Origin of the sequence: uncultured Thiohalocapsa sp. (assembly GCF_913062725.1) — a bacterium.
In the GTDB taxonomy this organism is placed as follows: Bacteria; Pseudomonadota; Gammaproteobacteria; order Chromatiales; family Chromatiaceae; genus Thiohalocapsa.
Genome location: NZ_CAJXWY010000007.1, coordinates 43019 through 66694, shown reverse-complemented (window position 1 = coordinate 66694; position 23676 = coordinate 43019). Strand labels below are relative to the sequence as shown.

Genomic DNA, 23676 nt, shown 5'->3' with positions numbered 1-23676 from the left:
CGGACATGCCGTGGGCAACAGACAGGGCGATGATCCGATCTACGCAGCGCCGCGAGTCGGCTAACATGGCCTGTGCGCAGTCTGCGCGCCCAGGCGCGTCCTCAGCACCGGCGGGCGCGCCGCCCCTCATCGCAGAGCGATACCCCGCGGGCCGCGACGGCATCGCGACGCGCTACCCGAGCCAGACCAGGAGAGATTCTGCCAATGACGATGCAATCCGCACGATTGACGGCGAGCATGCTGGTGCTTGCGTTGTTGACGCTTGCCGTCGGTGGCTGCGCGACCCTTGGCAGGCAGCCGCATCCTCGTCTGCCGGCCACGGCGGCCTATCCCCAGGGGCAAGACGTCGTCCTACTCCTGCCAGCCGGTGCCGAAGGCCGGCTGGGCGCGGCGATCGATGCCATCGAATCCGGCTATGCGGCCGCTTTGCGCCGTGACGCCGGTTACAGGCGTGAGCCGATCACCGAGGATACGAGCGGCGACGCCCTGGCGGCATACGAGGCGGCCGCGGAAATGGCTCCGCCGGCGCTGATCATCGGGCCGTTGCTGAAGCGCAACGTCAACGCAATCGCCGCGGCACGCTCGGCGCCGACGCCGCCGATGCTGGCCCTCAACGCGGCCACGCAGTCGCGGCCTGGCATGTACCAGTTCGCGCTCGCACCTGAGCACGAAGCCAGCACCGCCGCCCAGCTGATCAATGATTTGAGTGGATCGCGCACCGGCGCGATCACCACGGCGATCGTCTATCCGCGCACCGATGCTTGGGGCGAGCGCATGCGCAAGGCCTTCGTGGCGGCCCTCGATGCGGCGCCAGCGGTGGAGGTGCCGTATACGATGGATGACGTGGGCACGCTCCGCGATCGGGTCAGCGGCGCCGATCTGGTGTTCATGGTCGCGCGTCCCGACGATGCCGCGGCGGTCTACACCGGCCTCGGCGGCGGCGCCGGTGTGCCCGTCATCGCCACGTCCCACGCCGCGGACAGCAAAGTCGACGCCGCAGAGAAGGTGGGGCTTTTCTACGTGGACGTGCCCTGGCTCGTGGACCGGGCACTGGCGCGGGAGTACATCGCCAGGAGCACGGACAAGCCCGACGCCGATTACACCAAAGGCGAATTGGGGCGTCTGTACGCCATGGGCATCGATGCCTACTACCTGGGCGCGCTGGTGGCGAAGATGCGCGCCGGCGGCGGCAGACCCATCGACCTGCCCGCGGGCATGACCGGCGATCTCAGCTTCTCGACCAGCGGCCGCCTGCTGCGCCGCCAACTGGCCCTCGGGCGCATCGGCGAAGGTGGCGTCACCCATCCCGCCGCCGTCAGAGATCTTGCCGTGGCGCTCAAGCGCCGGGGCACGGCGCAGGCGGGCAACGCCACGGGCAAGGGCTGAGCTGTGGCTGCCCTGCGCGGGCTATCGCGTAAGCGCGCCGGCGGCACAGGCTGGGGCGCATCGGCGCTGCGGCGGCCCTGTGACGGCGCGCGCGGCGTCAGTCATCCAGCCGCAGCCGCACCTTGACGATGCCGACATCCTCGGGGTCACGGTGGCTGCTGAAGCCGAAGACCTCACAGAGCTTGAGCATGGTGCGGTTGTCCGCCAGCACGTCGCCGGTGATCTCGCCGACGCCGCGCGAGCGGGCATAGTCGATGATGCGGCGCATGAGCAGCACGCCGAGCCCCATGCCAGCCATGTCGTGGCGCACCAGGACCGCATACTCCGCATGCTGTCGATCCACGCTGGCGGACAGGTTGGCGACGGCATAGATGGGCGTGCGCCCGGCAACGCCGGGCGTGGTGAGCACCAGCGCCATCTCCCGATCGTAGTCCAGCTGGGTGAAACGCGCGGCGGCGACATGGTCCAGGGTGCGGGTGGGCGCGAAGAACCGCAGCCGCGACTCCTCGGGCGTCAGGCCGGCGACGGCCGCCTTGAGCCCGGGCTCGTCCTCGGGGCGGATGGGCCGCAGCAGCAGCCGGCGTCCGTCGCCCAGGGTCATGGGCTCCTCGAGGGCCTTTGGATAGGGACGGATGGCGAGTCGCTCACCGGGGTCGTCGCTGTGCGCCGCCAGATCCACGCGCATGCGCGCATCCAGCGCGATGACACCGTCGGCGTCGGTGAGCAGCGGATTGATGTCCAACGCCCGTAGCTCGGCGAAGTCGCACACCAACTGCGAGACCCGCATGAGCACCAGGGCCACCGCATCCAGGTCCGCTGCGGGGGCGTCTCCGGCGCCCCGCAGCACGCGGTGGATGCGGGTGCGCGCAATGAGATCACGGGCGAGGCGCAGGTTGAGCGGCGGCAAGCCCACGGCCTTGTCGTCGATGGCCTCGGCGGCGCCGCCGCCATGCCCCACCACGAGCACCGGACCGAACTGGACATCCTCGGCGACGCCGACCATGAGCGCGTGCGCACCGCGTCGGCGCACCATGGGCTGGACGCTGAAACCGATGACCTCGGCTTCGCGCCCGCCGGCCGCGAGCCGCCTGGCCATGAGCGCCGCCGCCCGTTCCACATCCGCCGTGCTCGTGAGGTCCAGCGCGACGGCGCCGGCCGCTTGCGCAGGCGGCACAGGCGGCGCAATCGGCTTCACCACCCAGGGCCCGGCACCCAGGTCGGCGGCGACGGCTGCGGCCGCCGCCGGCGTTTCGGCCAAGCGCGTCGGCACCGTCGGGATGCCGTAGGCGGCGAGCACCTGCATGGACTCCACCTCGGTGAGCCAGCCGCCGCGGCGGGCCAGTGCGTCGGCGTCCAGGCCGTTCAGCAGCGTCTGCACCCGGGCCGCATCCGTCGTGAAGCCCTCCGGCGGCGACGGCGGCGTTTCCATCAGCAGCCGTTGGGCTTCGCGATGACGCACCAGACCCATGAAGGCGCGCACCGCCTGCTCGGGGGTGTCGTAGGTGGGGATGCGCTGTGCGGCGAAGCTGCGGCGGGCGTCGGCCACGGCATGCGCACCCACCCAACTGGTGAGCAATTGCGGGCCGCGCGGGGCGGCGATCACCGCGTTCGCCACCGCATCCGCCGTCGCCTGCGCCAGCACGCTGGGACAGTACAGCACCAGCACGGCGTCCAGGTCGGGCAATCGCGTGAGCGTCCGCAGCGCCGCCGCATAGCGCTCGCCATCGGCATCGTCGCCGATATCCACGGGATTCGCCCGCGACCAACCCGCCGCCAGCGCGGCGTCCAGCGCGCTCATGGCCGCCTCCGGCAGCGCGGCGAGCTGTCCGCCCCGCCGCAACAGCTCGTCGGTCGCCAGCACCGCAAGCGCGCCACTGTTGCTCAGGATCAGGAGTCGGTCGCCGCGGGGCGGCCGCGCCAGCGCCAGGATCTCGGCGGCGTCGAACAGCGCCGTCAGGCCGCTCACCCGCAGCACGCCGGCGCGGCGAAAGGCGGCGTCGTAGACGGCATCCGTGCCCGCGAGCACACCGGTGTGGGCGGCCACCGCCCGCGCCCCTGCGGCATGCCGACCCGCTTTGACCACGATGATGGGCTTCATGCGTGCCGCCGCCCGGGCCGCAGACAAGAAGCGGCGCGCATCGCGGATGGCCTCCATGTAGAGCAGAATGCCGCGGGTGGCAGCATCACCGGCCCAATGATCGAGCACATCACCAAAGCCCACATCGGCCATGTCGCCGAGCGAGACCAGGTGCGAAAAGCCGATGCCGCGGGCCGATGCCCAGTCGATGGCGGCCGTCACCATGGCGCCGGACTGGGCCGCGAAGGCCAGGCGGCCCGGCGCCGGCATGCGCTGCGCCACGCTGGCGTTGAGCTTGCTGCCCGGCACGATGACGCCGAGGCAATTGGGCCCCAGCAGGCGCAGATTGTGCCTGGCGGCCGCGGCCTGGGCGCGCCGTTGCAGCGCGACGCCGCCGTCGGCCACCTCGGCGAAGCCCGCGCTGATCACCACCGCCGCCCGCGCGCCGCGGCGGCCGAGGGCGTCGATAATCCCCGGCACCGCCGCCGGCGGCGTGCAGATGAGGCCGAGATCCGGCGCCGTCGGCAGGCGCGCGACATCCGGATAGCAAGGCTGTCCCGCGAGCCGGCGATGGTGCGGGCCCACGAGCAGGATGCGCCCGGGAAAGCCCGCGGTGGTGAGGTTGCGCAGTACGATCTCAGCCAGGGCGCCGGGCCGCCCGCTCGCGCCGACGATGACGACGGTGCGCGGGTTGAAGACGGCATCGAGCGGCGTGCTGGCCATGCCCAGACTATAGACGCCGCGGCGTCTGCGCGTCGCCCACGCTCACCGGCCGCAGGCGGGTCGCGCGCCCCGCCGCGCCTGCGCCATGGTCGCGGGCGGCTTGACGTATCATCAGGTGCGTCCGATTCCCCGACGCCGACGACGCCCCCATGGACAACCAGCAGCTACGACAGACGGTGCTCGACGCCCTGGCGCGTATTGCCCCGGACATCGATCCCGCGGTCCTCGACCCGAACGTCAACTTCCGTGACCAGACGGAACTGGACTCCGTGGACTATCTGAACTTCGTGCTCACGTTGGAGCGCACGCTGGATGTGCATATTCCCGCGCAGGACTATCCCAGGCTCTCGTGCCTGCGCGGCTGTGTTGCGTACCTGCACACGCTCACCCGGGGCGACTAGGGCCAGGCTGCGCGCGTTCAGTGTAATCCGCGGGAACTTGCGTAATGTCATTGCGGCGTGCTCCAATTCTGGTGCGGCGGCTCGCGACGCGCGCGTGCCACCACAAACAACGCCACGACAAATGACAATAGCACCGCCCCGGCGGAGGATTCGGTCCACCATGGTCACTACTCACAACACCCGCACCCACCAGCCCCTCGGCGCGGTCCTCTCCAGCCTACGCGAGGTCCTCGCGCGGCTCGATATCGGCACCGTCGGCGTCCGGCTCGTCGCCGCCGGGCTCGTGATCGGCGTCGCATCCCTGGTGCTGTTCGAGCCCGCCGCACATCGCAACACCGATACCACCGCCGAGCGCATCGCACGCCTCAGCCCGGTGGGCGAGGTCCGCATCGCCACCCACGCACCGACCGCCGCCGGTGGCGCCGCCCTGCAGGCCAGCACAGCCAACGGTAACGCCTCTTCGCAGGCCGGCGTCACCACCGGCAACGACTCCTGACGCCCACCGCAATCGCGCGCCGGGCGCGATCCGATGCAGCGGTCCTGAGCGTCGTCCACGGGCCCATCTCGGGCGCAGGCCACCGCCAGCACGCACGACCGGCTGCGCATCGGCGCGGCCCGCCGCCGTGTCGGCGCTGCGCACCCGCCCCGCGACCGCCGCGCTGGGCCCTTCGCATTGGCCTGGGTCTCGCAGCGGCCGTGACGGGTCGAGTTGCCGTGCCGCTCGAGGCCCTCGGTGAAGGCGCCCGTCGGGTGCGCCGCACCGCAGCGGCGCCGGCGCGTTGGCTGCTGGTGGCCCTTGGCGTGGCGCTGGCGACATCCCCCGCGCAGGCGCAATGGGCGCCCGACCCGCGCGGTGCCCGCTCCGCGCCGAGCGCGGACGGCCTGCGCGTGCTGGTGCGCTACGACGACGACTGCAAGCCCGAGCTCATCGTCGGCAGACTCACCCGCCAGCGCACGGTGCGGGTGCCCTGGGGCGAGGTGCGCGCCGCCGTCGACGGCGAGCTGGTGGCCGTCGGCGAGCAGGCGCCGGGACAACGGCTGCGGCTGACGGCGCACGCCGTCACGGCGCTCAAGCACGGCAGCGAGGTCAGCGTCAGCGTCGGCGATGATCGGCTACGGGTGGGGCTGGCGGGCTCTCTTGAGGCCATCGGCGCCGTTGGTGTGCACTGCCGCGAGGACCACACCCTGCCCGGACCGCGGGGCACACACTGGACCGTGGTCAGTGGCAATATCGGCGCCGGCTGGGCCGAAGCGGTCATGAATATCGTGCGCACCGTCGATGCCAACGGGCTGGTCATCGAATCCAATGGCGGCGACCTCGCCGAGGCCGAGAAGCTCGGCCGCTGGATCCGCGACCGCGGCCTCAACACGGCGGTGATCGGCGATTGTACGCTGGCCTGCATGCAGGCCTTCGCCGGCGGCGTGCTCCGATTCATTGCGCCGCAGGCCCGTCTCGGACTGCAACGGCTGCCGATGTTCAGCGGTGACGGCGGTACCCGCGGCGCCATTACCCGCCAGAGCGGTTATCTCCTGGGTCTCGGTATCGAGCAGGCCCAGGCCATCGCCGAGCGCGCCGCGGCGGCCCGACCCGACGGCGTCGATTGGCTGGACGCCCGGGAGGCGGTGGCCCTGGGCATCGCCACGGCACTCGGCACGCCCGGCGGCATCGCCGCGCTGGGCGCGCCGCGTTGAAAACAGCCCACGCTGCACCACGGCCTGCACGGGGCGCGTCTCACCCGTCCCGTTGCCAGGCCCGCCATCGTCCCTGAAAACAACGCCGGTGGTGGCTCAGATCGCGCCACAGACGGACATCGGGCGCATCCGGGATGGCCAGCACGCGCGTGCTCCCCGGCGCCACCACCGCCACCGCCGCAGCCGTCATCGGGGTGGGAATGATGGCCACCTGTCCCCAGCGCGGAAGGGCCGCATAGTCGATGAAGTGGGTGGCACTCTCGAGCCAGGCGTGGGGCGCAATGGGGTGCGCCGCCGCCGTGCCGGGCCGATAGACCACCCGTCCCAGCCGCAGCCGCGTGGCGATGCCGTGCCGGGCCAGCAGCGCTTGTCCGGCCAAGGCGTAGTAGAGGCATGCGCGCTTCATGGGCCAGTGGCGCGGGCGCGTGGCCGCGGCCGTGGCCTCCACCGCGGGCGCCAGGGCCGCGATGACCTCGATGGCTGCCGACGCGGGCGCCCGCTCCGCCGCCGGCCAAGCCGGCGGCGGGCACATCAGCGCCGCTACGATGACGATGGCTATCCGCAACATGGCATACCCGGCTCAGCTGTGTGCTCGAGTGGATAGTCTATGCGCCGCCCTCGCCGATTGGCGACGCCGATCACCGGGCAGGCTCACCGGACACCCACAGCCGGTCATCCGTCGGCGGAAATCGCTGACTGCAGCGCAGTCACGTTGACGACCGGCGCGACCTGGCCTAGGTTGAAGCTGAGGCAAGCCCCACCGGGCCCGCCGAGCTTCACGGAGGCCCCGTTGGCCTGCAAGACGCTCCACAACACCGCGCCGCCGCCCTGGCCCGCCGCCAACCTGGGCGACTATGCGCAGGCCTGCGCCGGTTTCTCCTGGGACCGGGCCCGAGCCGCCCTCAGCGGCTCGCCGGGCGGCGGCCTGAATATCGCCTTCGAGGCCGTGGATCGGCACCTGGACGACGGGCTTGCGGACAAGACCGCCATCCGCTGGCTCGGCAAGGACCTGACGCCCCTGGACCTCAGCTACCGCGCCCTCGCCGCCCGCACCAGCCGCTTCGCACACCTGCTCGAGCGCCTGGGTGTGGCCCCCGGCGAGCGGGTGTTCAGCCTGCTGGGGCGGGTGCCGGCGCTCTATGTCGCCGCCCTCGGGTCGCTCAAGGCGGGCCGCGTATTCTCGCCGCTGTTCTCGGCCTTCGGGCCGGAGCCCGTGCGTGCACGCATGACCATCGGCGACGCCCGGGTGCTGGTGACCACCAGCGCCTGGTATCGGCGCAAAGTCGCCCCCTGGCGGACGCAACTGCCGGGGCTGGCGCATGTGCTGCTCACCGACGCCGGCGACGACCCGCCCCCCGGCACGCTGGATCTCGAGCGGGCGCTGGCGGACTGTCCCGACCACGGCGGGCTGGCGCACACCCGGCCCGGGGACATGGCCCTGCTGCACTTCACCAGCGGCACCACGGGCCGTCCGAAGGGCGCCGTGCATGTGCACGAAGCCGTGGTGATGCATCGCCTCACCGGTCTGCTGGCGCTGGATCTGCACCCGCAGGATACCTTCTGGTGCACCGCGGACCCGGGCTGGGTCACCGGCACCAGCTACGGCATCATCGCGCCGCTGGTGCTCGGCACCACCATGATCGTCGACGCCGCCGAGATGGACCCGGTGCGCTGGCTGGGCATTCTGCAGGATCAGCGGGTCACGGTCTGGTACACCGCCCCCACGGCCATCCGCATGCTGATGAAGCTCGCAGACCGTGACAACCCCGGCATTTTCGCCGACTACGACCTCTCCCGCCTGCGCTTCGCGGCCAGCGTCGGCGAGCCGCTGAACCCGGAGGCGGTGGCCTGGGGTCGGGACGTCCTCGGCCTGCCCTTCCACGATAACTGGTGGCAGACGGAAACCGGCGGCATCATGATCGCCAACTACCGCAGTCAGCCCATCAAGCCAGGCGCCATGGGCCGGCCACTGCCGGGGGTGGAGGCGGCCATCGTGCGCCATGTCCGCGGGTCCGGCGCGCTCAGCGTGCTCGATACCCCAGACACCCCCGGGCAACTGGCGCTGCGCCCCGGCTGGCCGTCCATGTTCCGCGGCTACCTGCATGAGCCGGCGCGCTACGCCAAGTGCTTCGCCGACGGCTGGTATCTCACCGGCGACCTGGCCAAGCGCGATGCCGACGGCTATTTCTGGTTCCTCGGCCGCGCCGACGACATGATCAAATCCGCCGGCCATCTCATCGGCCCCTTCGAGGTGGAGAGCGCCCTGCTGGAGCACGACGCCGTCGCCGAGGCCGCGGCCATCGGCATCCCCGAGCCCACCGCCGGCGAGATCGTGAAGGCCCTGGTGGCGCTGAAGCCCGGCGTCAGCGCCGACGAGGATCTGCGCCGCGCCCTGCTGGCCCACGCCCGCAAGCGCCTCGGCCCCGCCGTGGCCCCGCGCGTCATCGACTTCCGCACCAACCTGCCGAAGACCCGCAGCGGCAAGATCATGCGCCGGCTGCTGCGGGCGCGCGAGCTGGATCTGCCGGAGGGCGACCTCTCCACACTGGAGAGCGACGAGCAATGACCGACGCGCATCCCCCAGACAACACGCCCCAGGCGCACAAGCTGCACCTGAGCCGCACGCACGCCCTGCACCTGCTGCGGGAGATGCTGCGCATCCGCGCCTTCGAAGAGCGCTGCGCCGAGCTCTACACCGCGGAGAAGATCCGCGGCTTCCTGCATTTGTACTCCGGCGAAGAGGCCATCGCCGTCGGCATCATGCAGGGCCTCGCACCCACCGATGCCGTGGTGGCCACCTACCGCGAGCACGGCCATGCGCTGGCGCGCGGCCTGCCCATGGACCGGCTGATGGCGGAGATGTACGGCAAGGAGACGGGCGTGAGCCGCGGCCGCGGCGGCTCCATGCATCTGTTCGACGCCGAGCGGCGCTTCTACGGCGGCAGCGCCATCGTCGGCGCGGGTATTCCGCTGGCGGTGGGGCTGGCGCTGGCGGACCGCATGCAAGCGCGCACGCAGGTCACGGCGTGCTTCTTCGGCGAGGGCGCCGTCGCCGAGGGCGCCTTTCACGAGAGCCTGAACCTGGCGGCCCTGTGGCAGCTGCCGGTGCTCTTCGTCTGCGAAAACAACCGCTACGCCATGGGCACCGCGTTGGAGCGCTCCGAGTCCGAGACGGACATCGCCCGCAAGGCCGCTGGCTATCAGATGCCGGCCGTGGCCCTGGACGGGATGGACGTCATCGCCGTCGAGGCCGCCGCACGGGAGGCCATCGCCGAGATCCGCAACGGCGGCGGCCCCCGCTTCCTGGAGTGTCGCACCTACCGCTTCCGCGCCCATTCCATGTTCGACCCCCAGCTGTACCGAGACAAGGCGGAGGTGGCGCAATGGAAGCAACAGGGTCCGATTGTGCGCTTTCGCCGCTGGCTGGAAGCGGCGGGCATGCTGGATGCCGACACCGCCGGGCAGCTGGATGCGGAGATCGCGCAGGCGCTCGCCGCGGCGGTGGACTTTGCCGAGGGCAGTGACTGGGAGCCGGTGGCGGACCTGACGCGCGATGTGGCTGGCTGACGGGCGGGGTGCTCGGGAGGCAACGTGAGCGGCGAGACCATCCAGATCACCTACCGCGAGGCGGTGCGCGCCGCCATCCGCGAGGCCCTCGACCGCGACCCGCGGGTGTTCCTGATGGGCGAGGACGTGGGCCGCTACGGCGGCTGCTACGCCGTGAGCCAGGGCCTCTACGACGACTATGGCCCGGCGCGCATCCGCGACACGCCGCTGTCGGAATGCGGCTTCACCGGCGCCGGCATCGGTGCCGCCCTGGGCGGCATGTGGCCCATCGTGGAGATCATGACGGTCAACTTCAGCCTGCTGGCGCTGGATCAGATCGTCAACAACGCCGCCACCATCCGGCACATGTCCGGCGGGCAGTTCCATGTGCCCGTGGTGATCCGCATGGCCACCGGCGCCGGCAAACAGCTCGCCGCCCAGCACTCCCACAGCCTGGAGACCTGGTACGCCCATGTGCCGGGGCTCAAAGTCGCCGCCCCGGCGACACTCGAAGACGCCCGCGGCATGCTCTGGACGGCGCTGACGGACCCGGACCCGGTCATCCTGTTCGAGCACGTGATGCTCTACAACCGCGCCGGCACACTCGCCGCCGATGCCAGCGCCGTCCCCATCACCGGTGCGGCGGTGCGCCGGGCGGGCACGGACGTCAGCCTCATCACCTACGGCGGTTGCCTGTTCAAGACGCTGGAGGCCGCCGCGCAGCTGGCGGCGGCGGACATCGCCGCCGAGGTCATCGACCTGCGCAGCCTGCGCCCGCTGGACGACGCGACCCTCATGGCCTCCGTCGCCAAGACCCACCGCGCCGTCATCATCGACGAGGGCTGGCGCAGCGGCAGCCTGGCGGCGGAGGTGAGCGCACGCATCATGGAACAGGCCTTCTGGGAACTGGACGCGCCCGTCGGCCGGGTGTGCAGCGCCGAGGTGCCCATTCCCTATCCCAAGCACCTGGAGGATGCCGCCGTGCCCCAGGTGCCAGCCATCGTCGCCGCCGCCAAGGCCACGCTCGGGCAATGACCGAGCGCTTCCACATGCCCTCCCTCGGCGCCGATATGGAGGCCGGGACCCTCATCGAGTGGACCCGGCAGCCCGGCGAGCGACTCGCCAAGGGCGACACCATCGCCGTCATCGAGACGCAAAAGGGCGCCATCGAGGTGGAGGTCTTCCACGACGCGATCATGGGCCGGCCGCTCATTGCGATCGGCGACCGGGTGCCGGTGGGCGCGCCCATGGCCGAGCTGGAGCCGCTCGAGGGCGCTGCGTCGCCATCACCATCGGCGCCGCCGGCGGCCACGGGCGCGCAGTCCGCCGGCGGACGGGCCGCGCCCCGGGGCAGCGCGCATCGCCCCGAGCCGGCCGCCGCCGCGCCGCCGCGATCAGCAACGCCCGCGGCCGCGTCCGCGGCGGCACGCCCCCGTCACCGCGCCTCGCCGGCCGCCCGACGGCTGGCCCAACGGCGGGGCCTGGACCTGGCCGCGCTCACCGGCAGCGGGCCGGAGGGTGCCATCACCCTCGCCGACCTGGAAGCCGCCGAGGCACGCGCTGGCCAGCCGCAGCCCGCGCCGGCACGCCGGCCGAGCGGCGGCAAGGCGGACCTCGCCGCCATGCGCCAGGCCATCGCCGCGGCCATGAGCCGCTCCAAGCGCGAGATCCCCCACTACTACCTGGCCCACGACATCGATTTCACCGCCGCCGCCGCCTGGCTCGAGCGCCGCAACGGCGAGCGCTCGCCCGGCCAGCGCCTGCTGTCGGGGGTGCTCTTCATCAAGGCCGTTGCGCTGACGCTGCAAGCGTTTCCTGAGCTGAACGGCTTCCACCGCGCAGGCCGCTTCGAGCCGGCCGACGCCATCCATGTGGGCTGCGCCATCGCCATCCGCGGCGGCGGGCTGGTGGCGCCCGCCATCCATGACGCCGACCGGCAGGACCTGGATGCGCTCATGGCCCGGCTGCGGGATCTGGTGGCCCGGGTGCGCAGCGGCGGCCTCAAGGCCTCCGAGCTATCGGACCCCACCGTGACCGTCTCCAGTCTCGGCGAGCGCGGCGTCGACCGCCTCTATGGCATCATCTACCCGCCCCAGGTCGCCATCGTCGGCTTCGGCACGCCGCGAACCCGACCCTGGGTGGTGGGCGATGCCGTGCGGCCGCGCACCCTGGTCACGGCCACCCTCGCCGCTGACCACCGCCACAGCGACGGCCACCGCGGTGCGCTGTTTCTGGCCGGGCTGGCGGCACATCTGCAGGCGCCGGAGGCCCTATGACCACCCATCCCCTGTCCCGCGAAGCCATCCTGGCCATTGCCCTGGAGGCGCTCACCCGCGTCGCGCCGGATCTCGCCGACGAATCCATCGCCCCAGATGCCGACCTGCGCGAGGACTACGACCTCGACTCCATGGACTTCCTCAACTGGGTCGCCGCGCTGCACGAGCGCCTCGGCGTGGACATCCCGGAGCTGGACTACCCCAAGCTCGCCACCCTGGGCGCCGCCGCCGACTACCTGCTGCAAGCCCGCGCGCCCGAGTGACCCGGGCCGCGCCGGTGCGGCGGCCCGGGCCTCACCTGCCCGGCGCCAGGCATGGCGCCGGCGCTGCGGGCGGGCGGGCGCCGGGCAACTGTGTCGCCTCAGGCGATTTCCAAGCGCTTGCGTGCGGTCTTGGTCACCTTGGGCAGGGAGACCATGAGCATGCCGTCTTCGAACTTGGCGCTGGCCTTTTCGGTGTCGACGGCCGCCGGCAGCGCGACGGTGCGGGAGAACTCACCGCGACGGATCTCGCGGCGATAGAAGTTTTCCCGGGCTTCTTTCTCCTCGTGCTGGGTCTTGCCGGCGACGGTGAGTGTCGTGTCGGTGACGCTGAGCTCCACGTCCTCTTTGCGCACGCCCGCTATCTCCGCCTTGACCAGTACCTCGTCGTCCCGATCGATGACATCGACATGGGGCACCTGGGCTTGGATACCGACGAAGCGCTCACCCCAGTCGGGCACGCCCAAGCGCTGCATCCAGCGTGCGGGCACGAACTCGTCCATCAAACGCTCCATCTGCTCCCAAGGGCTCGCGATCTGCATCGCCGCGGACTTGGCTTCGGCCTTCTTCTCCAACGCTTTGTCTTTGCTCATGATCGACTCCTGTTCAAGCAACGCCTTGTGTGGCATCCACCTCGCGCTCGGCGGCGAGCCAATCCTCCAGCTCGTGGCCGGGCACGAACCCGCGAGCCTCGGCGCGCGCATAGGCCGCGGTGCGGATGGCGTCGTCACGCGCCGACATCGGCGGATCATCCGCGGCGGCGGATGCGGCTTGGGCGGCTTGCGTCACCGCCGCCGCTTGCTCGGCGGACCTGGCAGTCTTTGCTTTCATAGACGGGCGCTCCAGTGGGCGATGGGCGCGCACCCATCGCGGCTTTCGGGATGGCGAGCGGCATACTGCCGATCGCCGGCCGCATGGGGCATGCGCGTCTGCGCCGCGCCTGCCCCATCGACCCCAGAGCATAGGCAGCGGGCCTCGCTGACGACCATCGGCGCTTCCACCGCATTTGCGCCCGGAGCAAAGCCGCACATGTCATCGGCCACTCGCCCAGGCGGCCGTCCGTCTTGCGCCAAAAGGTCACGGGCGTTGGTCCGATGCCGCCTGCGCCGGGCCACGACCGTCGCGTCGCAGCACTCAGCCGGGCTCGTGCTCGTCGGGCCGAAACCCCATCAGCGCCAACAGCCCACCGGTGACCGCACCGCCCATGAGCCCCCCGAGCACGCCCGATGGCACTTGCGCCAGTACCCGCGCCACCGCATCCCTTGCCGCCGGATCCAATGCCGTGGCGGTGGTGCCCGCCACCATCCACATGCTCGCCCCCACCACAGCGGCCACCAATGCCGCCACCATGGGCGCCGCCAGCGTATCCGGCAGCCAGCCGTGCAGGCCCCTGACGATCCAGTGCTCGTTCAGCTGGAATAGCGAGCCGACCAGCGCGACGATCCCGGCGGCCAGGACGACGGCCCCCACGGGCTGGCTGTAGAGGGTCAGCACCGCCACCAGAATCAGGCCGGCGCCGAGGCCGGCGAGAAGCCCGGTGAGGGTCTCCGCGAGCGGACGTGAGCCGGGCGCCGACGTCCAGGCGAAAAAGGCGCCGCCGAGCAGCCCCAGGCCCGCCGCCACCAAGACGATGATCCCCAGCTCCAGTCGCGGGCCGCCGAGGATGAGGTAGCCGATGGACGCCAGCACGCCGGCCATGGCACCCATCAGCGCCACGGGCATGGCGCTGTAGAAGGCCGCGGTGGTCATCGCCGCCGCCAGCGCCGCCACCACCACCGCCTGCCGGGGCCCGAGGGTCAGTACCTGCAGGACTTCGTACAGGCCAATGAAGAGTCCGCCGAACAGGGCGCCGGCGAGGCCCCAAACGAACAGCGTCGTCATGACGGCGGTCAAGCGCGCTTTGGACAGCATTGCGATCGGGTCCCCCAAATCTCCTGCCATAATCCGGGCGGGCAGCATCGGTATGCCCGGGCTGGCGTTGTGCTACCGCCGGGTGGTGCTCGTCGTTTCCCCTAGTCTACCCAATTTGGTGCAAATGGCGACGATGCCGCACCGATAATGCCACTTCCGGGCCGCAAGACGGCCCGCAAGGTCAGGGCTGCAGACTGCCTCCACCCGCGCGCCTGGGTTACCATCAGCGCGTGCTCAAGGGCACGCACCCCACGACACCAAAACCATCCGAAGCGAGGACACCATGGCGAGAACAGCACTTGTCACCGGCGGCACCCGCGGCATTGGCGAAGCCATCTGCGTCGCATTGCAAGACGCCGGCTACAACGTGGCCGCCAACTACGGCGGTAACGATCAGGCGGCGCAGGCGTTCACGGCGCGCACCGGTATTGCGGCCTACAAGTTCGACGTCGCCGACTTCGACGCCGTCACCGCCGGTATACGCGCCATCGAGCAGGACCTGGGCCCGGTGCAGGTGCTCGTGAACAACGCCGGCATCACCCGCGACGGCACCCTGCACAAGATGACCCACGACAAGTGGCAGGCGGTCATCGACACCAACCTGGGCTCATGCTTCAACTGTTGCCGGGCCGTGATCGACGGCATGCGCGAGCGCGGCTTCGGGCGCATCGTCAATATCGGCTCCATCAACGGGCAGGCGGGACAATACGGACAGGTGAACTACGCCGCCGCCAAATCCGGCATCCACGGCTTCACCAAGGCCCTTGCGCAGGAGGGTGCCGGCAAGGGCATCACCGTCAATGCCGTTGCGCCCGGCTATGTGGATACCGAAATGGTGCGTGCCGTACCGCCGGAGGTGCTGGCGAAGATCATCAAGCGCATCCCCATGGGTCGTCTGGGCAAGCCCGAGGATATCGCCCGCACCGTGGTCTTTCTGGTGGCGGACGACGCCGACTTCATCACCGGCGCTACGGTATCGGTCAACGGCGGTCAGCACATGTATTGAGGTGAGGCGCCGGGGGCTGGGAACCCCGGGGGCTCGGGACTGGCGCACTGGAGACGTGCCGGCCTCCGGTTCCTCGCCGTTCTCAGCCCTTGGGGCCGAAGAGCAGCCACAGGATGAAGCCGAGCACCGGCAGTAACAGCAACAGCACCACCCAGATGACCTTGGCCAGGGTGCTGGCGTCGCTCTGCGCCGTCTTGATGATGGCATACACCACCAGGATCAGCAGTAGCAGGCCGAAAAAGCCGCCGACTTCAATCATGTGCTCTCAACCTCAGTCTGTAGTGGCCTGCGGCGGTTGTGCACGGCAGGCGGACGGCACTCAGGCGTCACTGTCTGGCGCCGCCGCGTGCGCACGGATGCTGAGCATGGCTTCGGCGCCGCGATCACGGCGGTTGCTCAGCCGCAGGCAGCCACCCAGCAGTTCCATGCGCGAGCGCAGGCTGTAGAGACCAAAGCCCCCCCTGGCCGTCTCGCCGTCATCAGCGCCAGGCGCCGCATCCGGGTCGGCGAGCCAGCCTGGCTCGAAGCCGCGACCGTCGTCACTGACGACGATCGTCAGGCGATCGCCGTCGTGGCTCAGCGTCAACACGGCCCGCGTCGCCTCGGCGTGCTTGGCGGCATTGATGAGGAGCTCCCGCGCGCCCTGGAACAGGACCAGTGCCTGCACCTCGGCCAGCACCGGCGGCGCGCCGCTTCGCTCACAGATCACCTCGAGACCCCATTGCTGACCCATCTCCGCCGCCAGCCATTCCAGCGCATCGAACAAGCCGCGGCGCTGGAGCATGGGCGGACTCAGCTCGAACACCAGCGAGCGCAGCTGGTCGATGGCAGTCGCCAGCAACCCGGTGAGCTGGTCGCGACGCTCCGACGTTGCGGGGCCACCTTCCACCAGAATGCGCGCCAGGACCAGTTCCTGGATGGTGGTGTCGTGCAGCTGCTGCGCGAGCTGGCGGCGCTGGCGCTCTTCGACGGTGGCCATTTCCATGTTCAGCGCGCGCAGCCGTCGGTTGGCCTGCTGCAGGCGCTCGGCGTGCTCGTCGAGGGCGCGATAGAGGCCGCGGGAGAGCTGCGACAGGGTGACATGGGTGTCCACCCGGGCCAGCAGCACCTCCGCCGCAAAGGGCTTCACGATGTAGTCCACGCCGCCGGCTTTCAGACCGCGCACGACTTCGTGCTCATCGCCCTTGGCGGTCAGGAAGATGACCGGAATGCGACGGGTGGCGTCGACACACTGCAGTTCCCGGCACAGGGCGAAGCCATCCGTGTCCGGCAGCATGACGTCCAGCAGGATCAGCGCCGGCTGCCGCGCACCTGCGGCCGTCAGCGCATCGGCGCCGCACGAGGCCGCGGCCACCTGGTAGCCCTGCTGGCGCAGTAATCCCGAGAGCAGCACACGCGTCGCCCAGTCGTCGTCGACGACCAGGATCTCGGCCTTGGGCACAGGGGTGGACATGATGGCTGGGTCGCTGACGCGCGGTGGCTCTCGGGGACGACTGGCAGGCGCAGAGCCAGCATGGCGCAAAAATCAATAGTCTACGCATAAGCTAGGGGATTTGCCTAGGCGGCCAATCCGGACAACCGTCTCCAAGGCCGCCAGCACCTGCACCAGGGCCGCCAGCAGCGCCGCCGCCGCGGGCCGCCAGTCAGCGCCGCTGTCCGGTACCGCCATGAGCGCAAGCGCGCGTTGCTCCAGCGCCACCGCACCAATGAGTCCGCCCGCGCCCTTCAGCGTATGGGCGATGCGCCGAACGTGGGCGGCATCGTCAGCGGCGAGCGCCGAGCGCAGGGTTGCTGGATCCGTGCGGTGCTCGCGATGGAAGGAGACCAATACCCGCTGGTAGAGCGCCGCATCGCCACCGGCGCGCTCGAGTCCGGCGGCGAAATCCACCACCGGACCCGACGCCGCATCGGTGCCCGAGGGCGCACCGACACCGGGTATCGGCCCGGCGCCGGTGTCGTGCGCCACCGCTGCGGGCCCCGCGTCGTCGGCCGGTGAGCCGGCCGGTGAGCCGGCCGGGACGTCGCCAACCCCATCGCCGAGCACCCGCCGCAGCGCCGCGTGCAACGCCTCCGGCGTCACCGGCTTCACCAGGTGCGCGGCCATGCCGGCGCTGCGACTGCGTTGGCGGTCCTGCGGATAGGCGTGCGCGGTGAAGGCGAGGATGGGCGGCGTCGCGTCACCCAGCGCGGCGCGGATCTCCTGCGCGGCGGCATAACCGTCGAGCAGCGGCATCTGGATGTCCATGAGGATGACATCGAAGGGCTCGTTCAGCGCCCGGCGCACGGCGGCGCGACCATTGACCACGCTGGCCACCTGGCAACCGGCGCGCTCGAGCAGTGCGCGCACGTATTCGCGGTTGCTCTCGTTGTCTTCGGCGAGCAGCATCCGGCGCCCGCGCAGCGCCGCAGCCCCGGCGGGCAGATCACCGGCACCGGCGTCGAAGGCGGGCTGCGCCGCCTCTGCACCACCCAGCGCCTGGCTCACGCAGGCGTGCAGTCGCGCCCGGGAGGCCGGCAACGATAAGGCCGGCGCCTCGCCCTCCGGCGCAAAGCACACCAGCGGGATGCCCCGGCGTGTCGCCTCCTGATACAGCGGCCGACACCGCACGTACGGCGTCTCAGGATTCGGCGACGCCAGCACCAGTGACCATGCGCCATCGCCACCCAGCCGTGACAGGGCCGCCTCGGCGCTGTCCACGGTGGCCACCTTCAGCCCGAACGAGCGCAGCAGCCGGGCGGTGGCGGCGCCGCGCCGGGCATGCCCGTCCCACAACAGCACGGCGGCGGCGTCGGTGGGTGACAGCTGCCACTTTGGCGCCGCAGCCGCCACCAGCCCCAGTTCCACGCTGAAGGCGAAGCGGCTGCCCCGACCCGGTGTGCTGGTGACTGCGATCTCGCCCCCCATCAGCTGCACCAGCTCGCGGCTGATGCTCAGCCCCAGACCCGAGCCCGGATACGGCCGCGTAGCCGCGGCATCCACCTGCCGAAACGGCTCGAACATGCGCGCTTGCGCCTCCGGTGCAACGCCAATGCCCGTATCCGTGACCGCAAGCAGCAGGCGAGTGTGCGAGCCATCGGCGCCGGGCCAGCCGTCGCGTTGGCGCACTTGCACGCAGATCTCGCCGCGCGGCGTAAACTTGACCGCGTTGGAGGTGAGGTTGAGCAGCACCTGCTCCAGGCGCAGGGCGTCGCCGATCACATGCACCGGCACCGAGGGGTCCACGTCGAACCAAAGCAGCAGCCCGGCCTCGCGCGCCTGCACCTCGGCCACCGCCTGCACCTTTTCCAGCACCTCATCGAGCACGAACGGGGCCCGCCTGAGCTCGATGCCCCCAGCCTCGATACGCGTGAGGTCCAGCACGTCGTTGACCAGTCCAAGCAACGACTCCGAAGCACTGTGCAGGCGCTCCAGCCAGCCGCGCTGGCGCTGGTCGAGCGGCGTGTCCAGGCACAGCCGCGCCATGCCCATGACGGCGTTCATGGGCGTGCGGATCTCGTGGCTCATGTTGGCCAGGAACTGGCTCTTGACCACCGCGGCCGTGTGCGCCTCGTCACGCGCCGCCACCAACGCCCGGTTCAAGCGCGTGAGCTCGCGCTGGCGATACAGCAAGAACAGACCCACCACACCCACCACTGCCAGCACCTGCCACAGCAAGGTCAGATCGAGCGCTTCTTGCAGGCTGAAGGCGGTGCGCTTCAGCTCGATGGCATCCCGCTCGGCCGGCGTCAGCGCCGCCAGCGCCTTGTCCATGATCAGCTGCAGCAGCGGCTCGTCACTGCGGGTGGCGATGGCAATCGGATAGGACTCGGGCAGCTGACCGACGATGTCATGCCGACCGGCGCCGGCATTGACGAGCACAGCGGCCTGCTCCAGCGTCGTCACCCCCGCCTCGACGGCGCCGGTGTCGATGGCATGGCGCAACGCCAGGGCTGAAGGCAGCTCAACGAAGCGCACCGACGGGTAGCGGATCGGCAGTTGCCGGGCGATGGGTGAGTCTTTCAGCACACCGACGCGCAGCCCCGGGCGCCCCTGTAGGGCCGATGCCCGCCAGGGTGTCCCCCGGGGCGCAATGACCACGTAGGTCAAACGGGCGTAAGGCTGGGTGAAGTCGAGGTAGCGTGCATCGCGCTCGGGGCGCACCATGCCCGAGAGCAGATCGCAGCGGCGCTCTTGCATGAGGGCCAGCGCCTGTTCCCAGCTCGCGCTCGGCACCGGCACCAGTGCCACGCCCAATTTCTTGGCCAGGCGATCCAGATAGTCGCGGAACAGGCCGCGGTGCTCGCCGTCTTCCTGATAATCGTAGGGCTTCCAGGCGGGGTTGAAGCAGTAGCGCAGTTGCCGGTCCTTGCCGACGAGGTAGCTGCGCTCATTGTAGGTGAGCAAGACCTGAGCACCGGCGAGCACATCGGTGGGCAGCGGATGACGCTCGGCGATGGCCTCCCGATGCGCGGGCGTCAGCGCCGCCAGTGCCTTGTTGAGGGCGCTCACCAGCAGCGGCCAGTCATGGCGCACCGAGAACGCCAGCGCCAGGGGTTGCGGCAACGTGTAGCCGACTTCGGTGATGCGCGGCTCGCCCTCCAGCGTCAGATAGTCCCCGGTCCCGGCCAGACCCATGAGCGCTTCCAGCTCGCCCGACAACAGCTTATTGATGCCTTCGGCTGGCTTCAGGAAGGGCACGGGCAGCGCGCCCTCGATGGCTTCGAGATAACGCTGCTGGCCGGTATTGCCGGCGATATAGCCAACCCGACGCCCACGCAAGTCCGGGGGACCGCGGATGCTGAGTGGATTGCCGAAGCGCACCAGCACCGCCCCCGTCTGCGTCGTGTAGGGCTCGGTGACGATGAGGCGGCCGCTGCGCTCGGGCTGGGGCAGCGAGGCGCTCAGGCCGTCGATCTCGTGGCGCAGCGCCCGCTCCACCTGCACCGCCCAGTCGCCGAGCTCGAGGCGGATGCGGGTACCGAGCAGCGCATTGACGGCATCGAGGGTGTCGCGATCGATGCCGACGACATTACCATCCGGGTCGCGGTAGCTCAACGGCAACCAGTCCGAGTCCGATCCAAAGGTGATGTCCGGATGGCTATCGAGGAAGGCCCGCTCCGCCGCCGTGAGTGCGATCGGCGCCACCGCCGGCACGATATCGCGCCGCTCGGCATCGGGCGCCTGTGGCGCCGGCGGCATCTGCCGCGGTGTCGCGGCGATGACCTTGTCCAGCACCGACGCCAGCAGCGGGTTGTTGTGGCCAACACCAAACAGGCGCACCGAGATGGGCGGCAACGCGAGACGCTCGCCCGCGGCGGAGAAGACGACCCCGTCGAGGCCGTCTTCGTCGATGAGCGCCAGGCCCCGGCGCAGGGGCAGCAGCGCGGCGTCGGCGTCGCCGGCGGCCACCTGCTGCAGCGCGGCGCGATCATCGCTGGCCGGCACCAGCACCGAGGGCAGTTCGATGTTGGGCCGGGCGGACGCCGCCAGGCCGTGCTCGCCGACCGCGAGCCGGCGCCCGGCGAGGTCCGCAGGGGCCTGCAGCTTGGGCCCATCGCGTGCCTGAAAGATGGCCAGCTCCACCGCAACGGATTGCTGACTGGTGCGCAGCGTGCCACGCGCCAAATCCTCGGCCACCGGATTGAGCAGCACGTCGGCCGCCCCCGTCTCGATGGCGCGCAGCGCCGCTGCGGGGGGCAGGCTGCTGATGCTCAGATCCAATTCCAGCGAGTGTGCGGCGGCGCGCAGCAGGTCGACGGTGTAGCCCCCGGCACGCCCGTAGGCTGTATTGGCCAGCGGCGCTCGCTCGCTGAAGACAGCCCGTAGCGTATCCTGCCGCGCCAGCCAATCCAGCTCGCTGGCGCTCAGCCCCAGGGTCACCGGTGCACGCAGGGCAGACACGGCATCGGCGTTGCCGAACCAACGCGCCCACAAGGCCTGTAATACCTCTGGCTCCAGCGCCGCATAGGCCTTGTCGAGCACGGTGACGAGCTCGGGCAGATCCCGGCGTACCGCGTAGAAGTGTCCCTTCAGCGACGCCATCCGCTCCGGCGCGATGGTGGCCACGATGTCGAGCTCGGTGAGGCGTTCCGTCTCCAGCAGATGCAGCGCCACCGGCCGCGGCAGCACCGCCGCATCGGCACGGCCGCTGGCGACGGCCCGCAGGGCTTCGGTCATCGAGTCCACCGGCAACCGCGGACTGCCGGCGCAGCACTGCTCCAGGAGGTCGTGCGAAGCATAGCCCGGATTATCGGCGACCCGCAGATGGCGCAGCCCATCGAGGCCGTCGATGGGCGCTCGGTCCCGCCGCGCGACGATGACCCCGGGAATGGCGAGGGAGCGCTCACTGAACGCCAGGAAGCTCCGCCGCGGCGTCGAGGCGACGTTGATGGTGAGATCCGCGGTGCCGGCGCGCAGGTGCTGATGCACCCGCTGCGGACTGGCGGCTTGCCAGCTCAGGGTCAGACCGGTCCGCTGCGCGGCACGCTCCAGCAACGCGACGGTGTAGCCGCTAGGCCGGCCATCCACCCAGTCGGCGAAGGGCGGTAAGGGCGAGAACAGCACCCGTAGACGCGGCTGCCGGGCAACGAATGCCGCCTCGGCGGGGGTCAGGTCGAGCTGCGACGCCGGTGGCTCGAACAGCAGCTCGTCCAGCTCCACCGCCCCCCCGGCCGGGCCCTCATCGGCGAGCATCTGCAGCACCGAGGTGAAGACCGCGGGCTCGATGGCGCCGATGGGGTGGACCTCGGGCAGGATGGCGCCGTGGATGTGGTGCGCCTCGTAGCGCAAATGCTCGACGCTCTTGTCTTGCGTGTTCCAGCGCGTGCGAATCAGGGCGATCAGCTCCTCCGGGTACTCCAGCGCATAGGCCCAACCGCGGTTGGTGGCGGCCGCCAGGGCCGCGGCGATCGTTGGATCGGCGTGCACCGTCGCGGCGGTGGCGAAGAGGTTCATGTCCGGCACCACGATGCCGTAATTGTTGGGATCGATGACGTTGAAGGCGATCCCCGCGCGCTGCAGCCGAAAGACTTCGTTACTGCGGTAGGCGACGATGGCATCCGCCTCGCCCCGGCCGAACGCCTCGAGCGCCGCGGACTCCGTGGGCACAGGCGCACTCGCAACGCTGATGCCGGCGCGCCGGAACATGGCGCGTAATGCCAGCCGATCGAGGCGACCGGAGAGGCTCATGACACGCTTGCCATCGAGCGCATCGAGCCGGGTGATGTCGGGCTGCGCGATGACCACCAGGGGCGAGCGCCGCAGCCAGCTCGCCAACACCTTCCAATTCGCACCCGTGGCCTGACTGCTCAGCAGCAGATCCGCGCCCGCGGTGCCGAATTCGGCCTCCCCCGTCAGCACCGCCGCCAGCGGATCCACAGCCGGACCGCCTTCGAGCAGGGTCACATCCAGACCGGCCTCCGCGTAGTAACCCTGCTCGAGTGCCGCGTAGAATCCGGCGAACTGCCACTGATGGCGCCACTGCAGTTGCACCCGCACCGGCACCGGTTCGTGGTTCCCAGCCCCAGCAGGCGCCCTGGCGGGCTGGGCTGACACCGCCGCCGCCAGCGCCAGCAACACCAGCCCGCACGCCAGCCGGCGCAACACACGCGTGAACCGGTGGCGGGGGGATGGCGGCGGGTGATGCACAGGCAATCTTGGCTTGGTGCGGCTTTCGTGGGCCCAACCTTGCGGTGGGCGAACGCGATATGCCAGGCGTCGCTCGCTCTTCGGGGCGGACGGAATGGCCTGGATCCATTGTGCCTCAAACCGAGCGCTGATCATGCCCGGCACGGGCATGTCGGCCCCCGCGCCCTAGTAATCGCCGGTGAGCGCCGGCGAGAGCCACATCAGCGCGGCGTTGGCGTCGCTCTGTGGTTGCCCGGCGGGCAGCACGATGATGCCCCCCGGCGCCCGCCAGCGCAGGGTGCTGCCGCCCGCCTCGACACTGGGCTGACCCAGACCATTGCTCAGGGATTGGGTGAGCAGTCCGTGGTAATGCCGGCGATAATCGAGCCGCAACGCCGTGAGCCGGCCAGCGCCGTAGTGCAGCAGTGCCCGGCGGGCCGGCAGGCCGTTGAAGGAGGCGATCTCCGCACCACACACCTCGTCGCCCAAGGCGCTGCGGTGCTCCACGCACTGGAAGTCGATCTTCGGAAACTGTGCCTCGATATCGGCATGGGTGACGGCGCCGCTGAGACGGTCGTAGCCTATATTGAAGCTGGGCTTGCCGAGGATTTGCAACAGAAATAAATCACTGCGCCGGCGGCCGTCCTCGGTGAACATGAGCCAGTACAGGGGGCCGGCGACGAGGGCCAAGGCCAGCAGCAGCTTGTAGGTACGGGGGAGCTTGAAGCGCATAACCCCGCTATTCTAGCCCGGATTCGGCCCGGATGCCGCCACACACCGGCGTCATCACAC

At 70.6% G+C, this 23676-nt stretch carries 19 protein-coding genes; 10 read left to right on the top strand and 9 right to left on the bottom strand.

Annotated features, from left to right (window positions below):
• Positions 1-204: 204 nt before the first annotated feature.
• Positions 205-1386, top strand: a complete 1182-nt coding sequence (locus tag QZ588_RS03235; RefSeq protein ID WP_295539842.1) for a penicillin-binding protein activator — start codon at positions 205-207, stop codon at positions 1384-1386.
• 97 nt (positions 1387-1483) lie between these two features.
• On the opposite strand, the gene QZ588_RS03230 is transcribed toward QZ588_RS03235, so the two are convergent.
• On the bottom strand, positions 1484-4186 hold the full coding sequence (locus QZ588_RS03230) for a bifunctional acetate--CoA ligase family protein/GNAT family N-acetyltransferase (RefSeq protein WP_295539839.1): 2703 nt from the start codon (positions 4184-4186) through the stop codon (positions 1484-1486).
• 149 nt (positions 4187-4335) lie between these two features.
• On the opposite strand from QZ588_RS03230, the gene QZ588_RS03225 reads away from it, so the two are divergent.
• From QZ588_RS03225 to QZ588_RS03215, 3 genes are all read left to right on the top strand, one after another.
• The gene (locus QZ588_RS03225) at positions 4336-4587 is read left to right on the top strand and encodes an acyl carrier protein (RefSeq protein WP_295539836.1); all 252 of its coding nucleotides are present in this window, start codon (positions 4336-4338) and stop codon (positions 4585-4587) included.
• A gap of 160 nt (positions 4588-4747) precedes the next feature.
• The gene (locus QZ588_RS03220) at positions 4748-5083 is read left to right on the top strand and encodes a hypothetical protein (RefSeq protein WP_295539834.1); all 336 of its coding nucleotides are present in this window, start codon (positions 4748-4750) and stop codon (positions 5081-5083) included.
• Between the two features lie 200 nt (positions 5084-5283).
• Positions 5284-6279, top strand: a complete 996-nt coding sequence (locus QZ588_RS03215; protein ID WP_295539832.1) for a hypothetical protein — start codon at positions 5284-5286, stop codon at positions 6277-6279.
• Between the two features lie 40 nt (positions 6280-6319).
• Here QZ588_RS03215 and QZ588_RS03210 read toward each other — a convergent pair whose 3' ends face one another.
• The gene (locus tag QZ588_RS03210; protein WP_295539830.1) at positions 6320-6847 is read right to left on the bottom strand and encodes a lasso peptide biosynthesis B2 protein; all 528 of its coding nucleotides are present in this window, start codon (positions 6845-6847) and stop codon (positions 6320-6322) included.
• A gap of 222 nt (positions 6848-7069) precedes the next feature.
• Between QZ588_RS03210 and acsA the strand changes: the two genes are divergently transcribed.
• Genes acsA through QZ588_RS03185 form a run of 5 tightly spaced genes read left to right on the top strand, consistent with a single transcriptional unit; the run spans position 7070 to position 12364 of the window.
• Positions 7070-8845 carry an acetate--CoA ligase gene (gene acsA / locus QZ588_RS03205; protein ID WP_295539828.1) on the top strand — a complete coding sequence of 592 codons (1776 nt, stop codon included), beginning with the start codon at positions 7070-7072 and terminating at the stop codon, positions 8843-8845.
• Complete coding sequence (gene pdhA / locus QZ588_RS03200) at positions 8842-9846, top strand: pyruvate dehydrogenase (acetyl-transferring) E1 component subunit alpha (RefSeq protein ID WP_295539825.1); 1005 nt, start codon at positions 8842-8844, stop codon at positions 9844-9846. The genes acsA and pdhA overlap by 4 nt, the downstream gene beginning before the upstream one ends.
• A 24-nt stretch (positions 9847-9870) precedes the next feature.
• Positions 9871-10860, top strand: a complete 990-nt coding sequence (locus QZ588_RS03195; protein ID WP_295539822.1) for a pyruvate dehydrogenase complex E1 component subunit beta — start codon at positions 9871-9873, stop codon at positions 10858-10860.
• On the top strand, positions 10857-12101 hold the full coding sequence (locus QZ588_RS03190; protein ID WP_295539819.1) for a dihydrolipoamide acetyltransferase family protein: 1245 nt from the start codon (positions 10857-10859) through the stop codon (positions 12099-12101). Before QZ588_RS03195 ends, QZ588_RS03190 begins: the two co-directional genes overlap by 4 nt.
• Positions 12098-12364: an acyl carrier protein gene (locus QZ588_RS03185; RefSeq protein ID WP_295539816.1), complete on the top strand. Its 267-nt coding sequence runs from the start codon at positions 12098-12100 to the stop codon at positions 12362-12364. Before QZ588_RS03190 ends, QZ588_RS03185 begins: the two co-directional genes overlap by 4 nt.
• Positions 12365-12462: 98 nt before the next feature.
• Here the strand turns inward: QZ588_RS03185 and QZ588_RS03180 are convergent, their stop codons facing one another.
• The 3 genes from QZ588_RS03180 to QZ588_RS03170 form a co-directional block, all read right to left on the bottom strand.
• Positions 12463-12954, bottom strand: coding sequence for an Hsp20/alpha crystallin family protein (locus tag QZ588_RS03180; protein ID WP_295539813.1), 492 nt, complete (start codon positions 12952-12954; stop codon positions 12463-12465).
• Positions 12955-12967: 13 nt separating this feature from the next.
• The gene (locus tag QZ588_RS03175; protein ID WP_295539810.1) at positions 12968-13192 is read right to left on the bottom strand and encodes a DUF2934 domain-containing protein; all 225 of its coding nucleotides are present in this window, start codon (positions 13190-13192) and stop codon (positions 12968-12970) included.
• 303 nt (positions 13193-13495) lie between these two features.
• Positions 13496-14242 carry a spermidine synthase gene (locus QZ588_RS03170; protein WP_295539808.1) on the bottom strand — a complete coding sequence of 249 codons (747 nt, stop codon included), beginning with the start codon at positions 14240-14242 and terminating at the stop codon, positions 13496-13498.
• Positions 14243-14555: 313 nt separating this feature from the next.
• Between QZ588_RS03170 and phbB the strand changes: the two genes are divergently transcribed.
• Positions 14556-15278 carry an acetoacetyl-CoA reductase gene (gene phbB, locus QZ588_RS03165; RefSeq protein WP_295539806.1) on the top strand — a complete coding sequence of 241 codons (723 nt, stop codon included), beginning with the start codon at positions 14556-14558 and terminating at the stop codon, positions 15276-15278.
• Between the two features lie 82 nt (positions 15279-15360).
• Here phbB and QZ588_RS03160 read toward each other — a convergent pair whose 3' ends face one another.
• The 4 genes from QZ588_RS03160 to QZ588_RS03145 all read right to left on the bottom strand — a co-directional run bounded on the left by QZ588_RS03160 (position 15361) and on the right by QZ588_RS03145 (position 23616).
• Positions 15361-15537 (bottom strand): PLDc N-terminal domain-containing protein, encoded by a 177-nt coding sequence (locus QZ588_RS03160; protein WP_295539803.1) that lies wholly within the window; start codon positions 15535-15537, stop codon positions 15361-15363.
• 60 nt (positions 15538-15597) lie between these two features.
• Positions 15598-16731, bottom strand: a complete 1134-nt coding sequence (locus QZ588_RS03155; protein WP_295539801.1) for a response regulator — start codon at positions 16729-16731, stop codon at positions 15598-15600.
• 72 nt (positions 16732-16803) lie between these two features.
• On the bottom strand, positions 16804-22755 hold the full coding sequence (locus QZ588_RS03150; RefSeq protein WP_295539799.1) for a transporter substrate-binding domain-containing protein: 5952 nt from the start codon (positions 22753-22755) through the stop codon (positions 16804-16806).
• 315 nt (positions 22756-23070) lie between these two features.
• Positions 23071-23616, bottom strand: coding sequence for a hypothetical protein (locus tag QZ588_RS03145; protein WP_295539796.1), 546 nt, complete (start codon positions 23614-23616; stop codon positions 23071-23073).
• Positions 23617-23676: the final 60 nt, after the last annotated feature.

Coding starts and splice junctions, on each gene's coding strand:
- QZ588_RS03155 (WP_295539801.1), bottom strand. CDS start 16,731: ATGTCCACCCCTGTGCCCAAGGCCGAGATCCTGGTCGTCGACGACGAC.
- QZ588_RS03175 (WP_295539810.1), bottom strand. CDS start 13,192: ATGAAAGCAAAGACTGCCAGGTCCGCCGAGCAAGCGGCGGCGGTGACG.
- QZ588_RS03170 (WP_295539808.1), bottom strand. CDS start 14,242: ATGACGACGCTGTTCGTTTGGGGCCTCGCCGGCGCCCTGTTCGGCGGA.
- QZ588_RS03230 (WP_295539839.1), bottom strand. CDS start 4,186: ATGGCCAGCACGCCGCTCGATGCCGTCTTCAACCCGCGCACCGTCGTC.
- QZ588_RS03160 (WP_295539803.1), bottom strand. CDS start 15,537: ATGATTGAAGTCGGCGGCTTTTTCGGCCTGCTACTGCTGATCCTGGTG.
- QZ588_RS03225 (WP_295539836.1), top strand. CDS start 4,336: ATGGACAACCAGCAGCTACGACAGACGGTGCTCGACGCCCTGGCGCGT.
- QZ588_RS03235 (WP_295539842.1), top strand. CDS start 205: ATGACGATGCAATCCGCACGATTGACGGCGAGCATGCTGGTGCTTGCG.
- QZ588_RS03185 (WP_295539816.1), top strand. CDS start 12,098: ATGACCACCCATCCCCTGTCCCGCGAAGCCATCCTGGCCATTGCCCTG.
- QZ588_RS03180 (WP_295539813.1), bottom strand. CDS start 12,954: ATGAGCAAAGACAAAGCGTTGGAGAAGAAGGCCGAAGCCAAGTCCGCG.
- QZ588_RS03190 (WP_295539819.1), top strand. CDS start 10,857: ATGACCGAGCGCTTCCACATGCCCTCCCTCGGCGCCGATATGGAGGCC.
- pdhA (WP_295539825.1), top strand. CDS start 8,842: ATGACCGACGCGCATCCCCCAGACAACACGCCCCAGGCGCACAAGCTG.
- QZ588_RS03210 (WP_295539830.1), bottom strand. CDS start 6,847: ATGTTGCGGATAGCCATCGTCATCGTAGCGGCGCTGATGTGCCCGCCG.
- QZ588_RS03220 (WP_295539834.1), top strand. CDS start 4,748: ATGGTCACTACTCACAACACCCGCACCCACCAGCCCCTCGGCGCGGTC.
- QZ588_RS03145 (WP_295539796.1), bottom strand. CDS start 23,616: ATGCGCTTCAAGCTCCCCCGTACCTACAAGCTGCTGCTGGCCTTGGCC.
- phbB (WP_295539806.1), top strand. CDS start 14,556: ATGGCGAGAACAGCACTTGTCACCGGCGGCACCCGCGGCATTGGCGAA.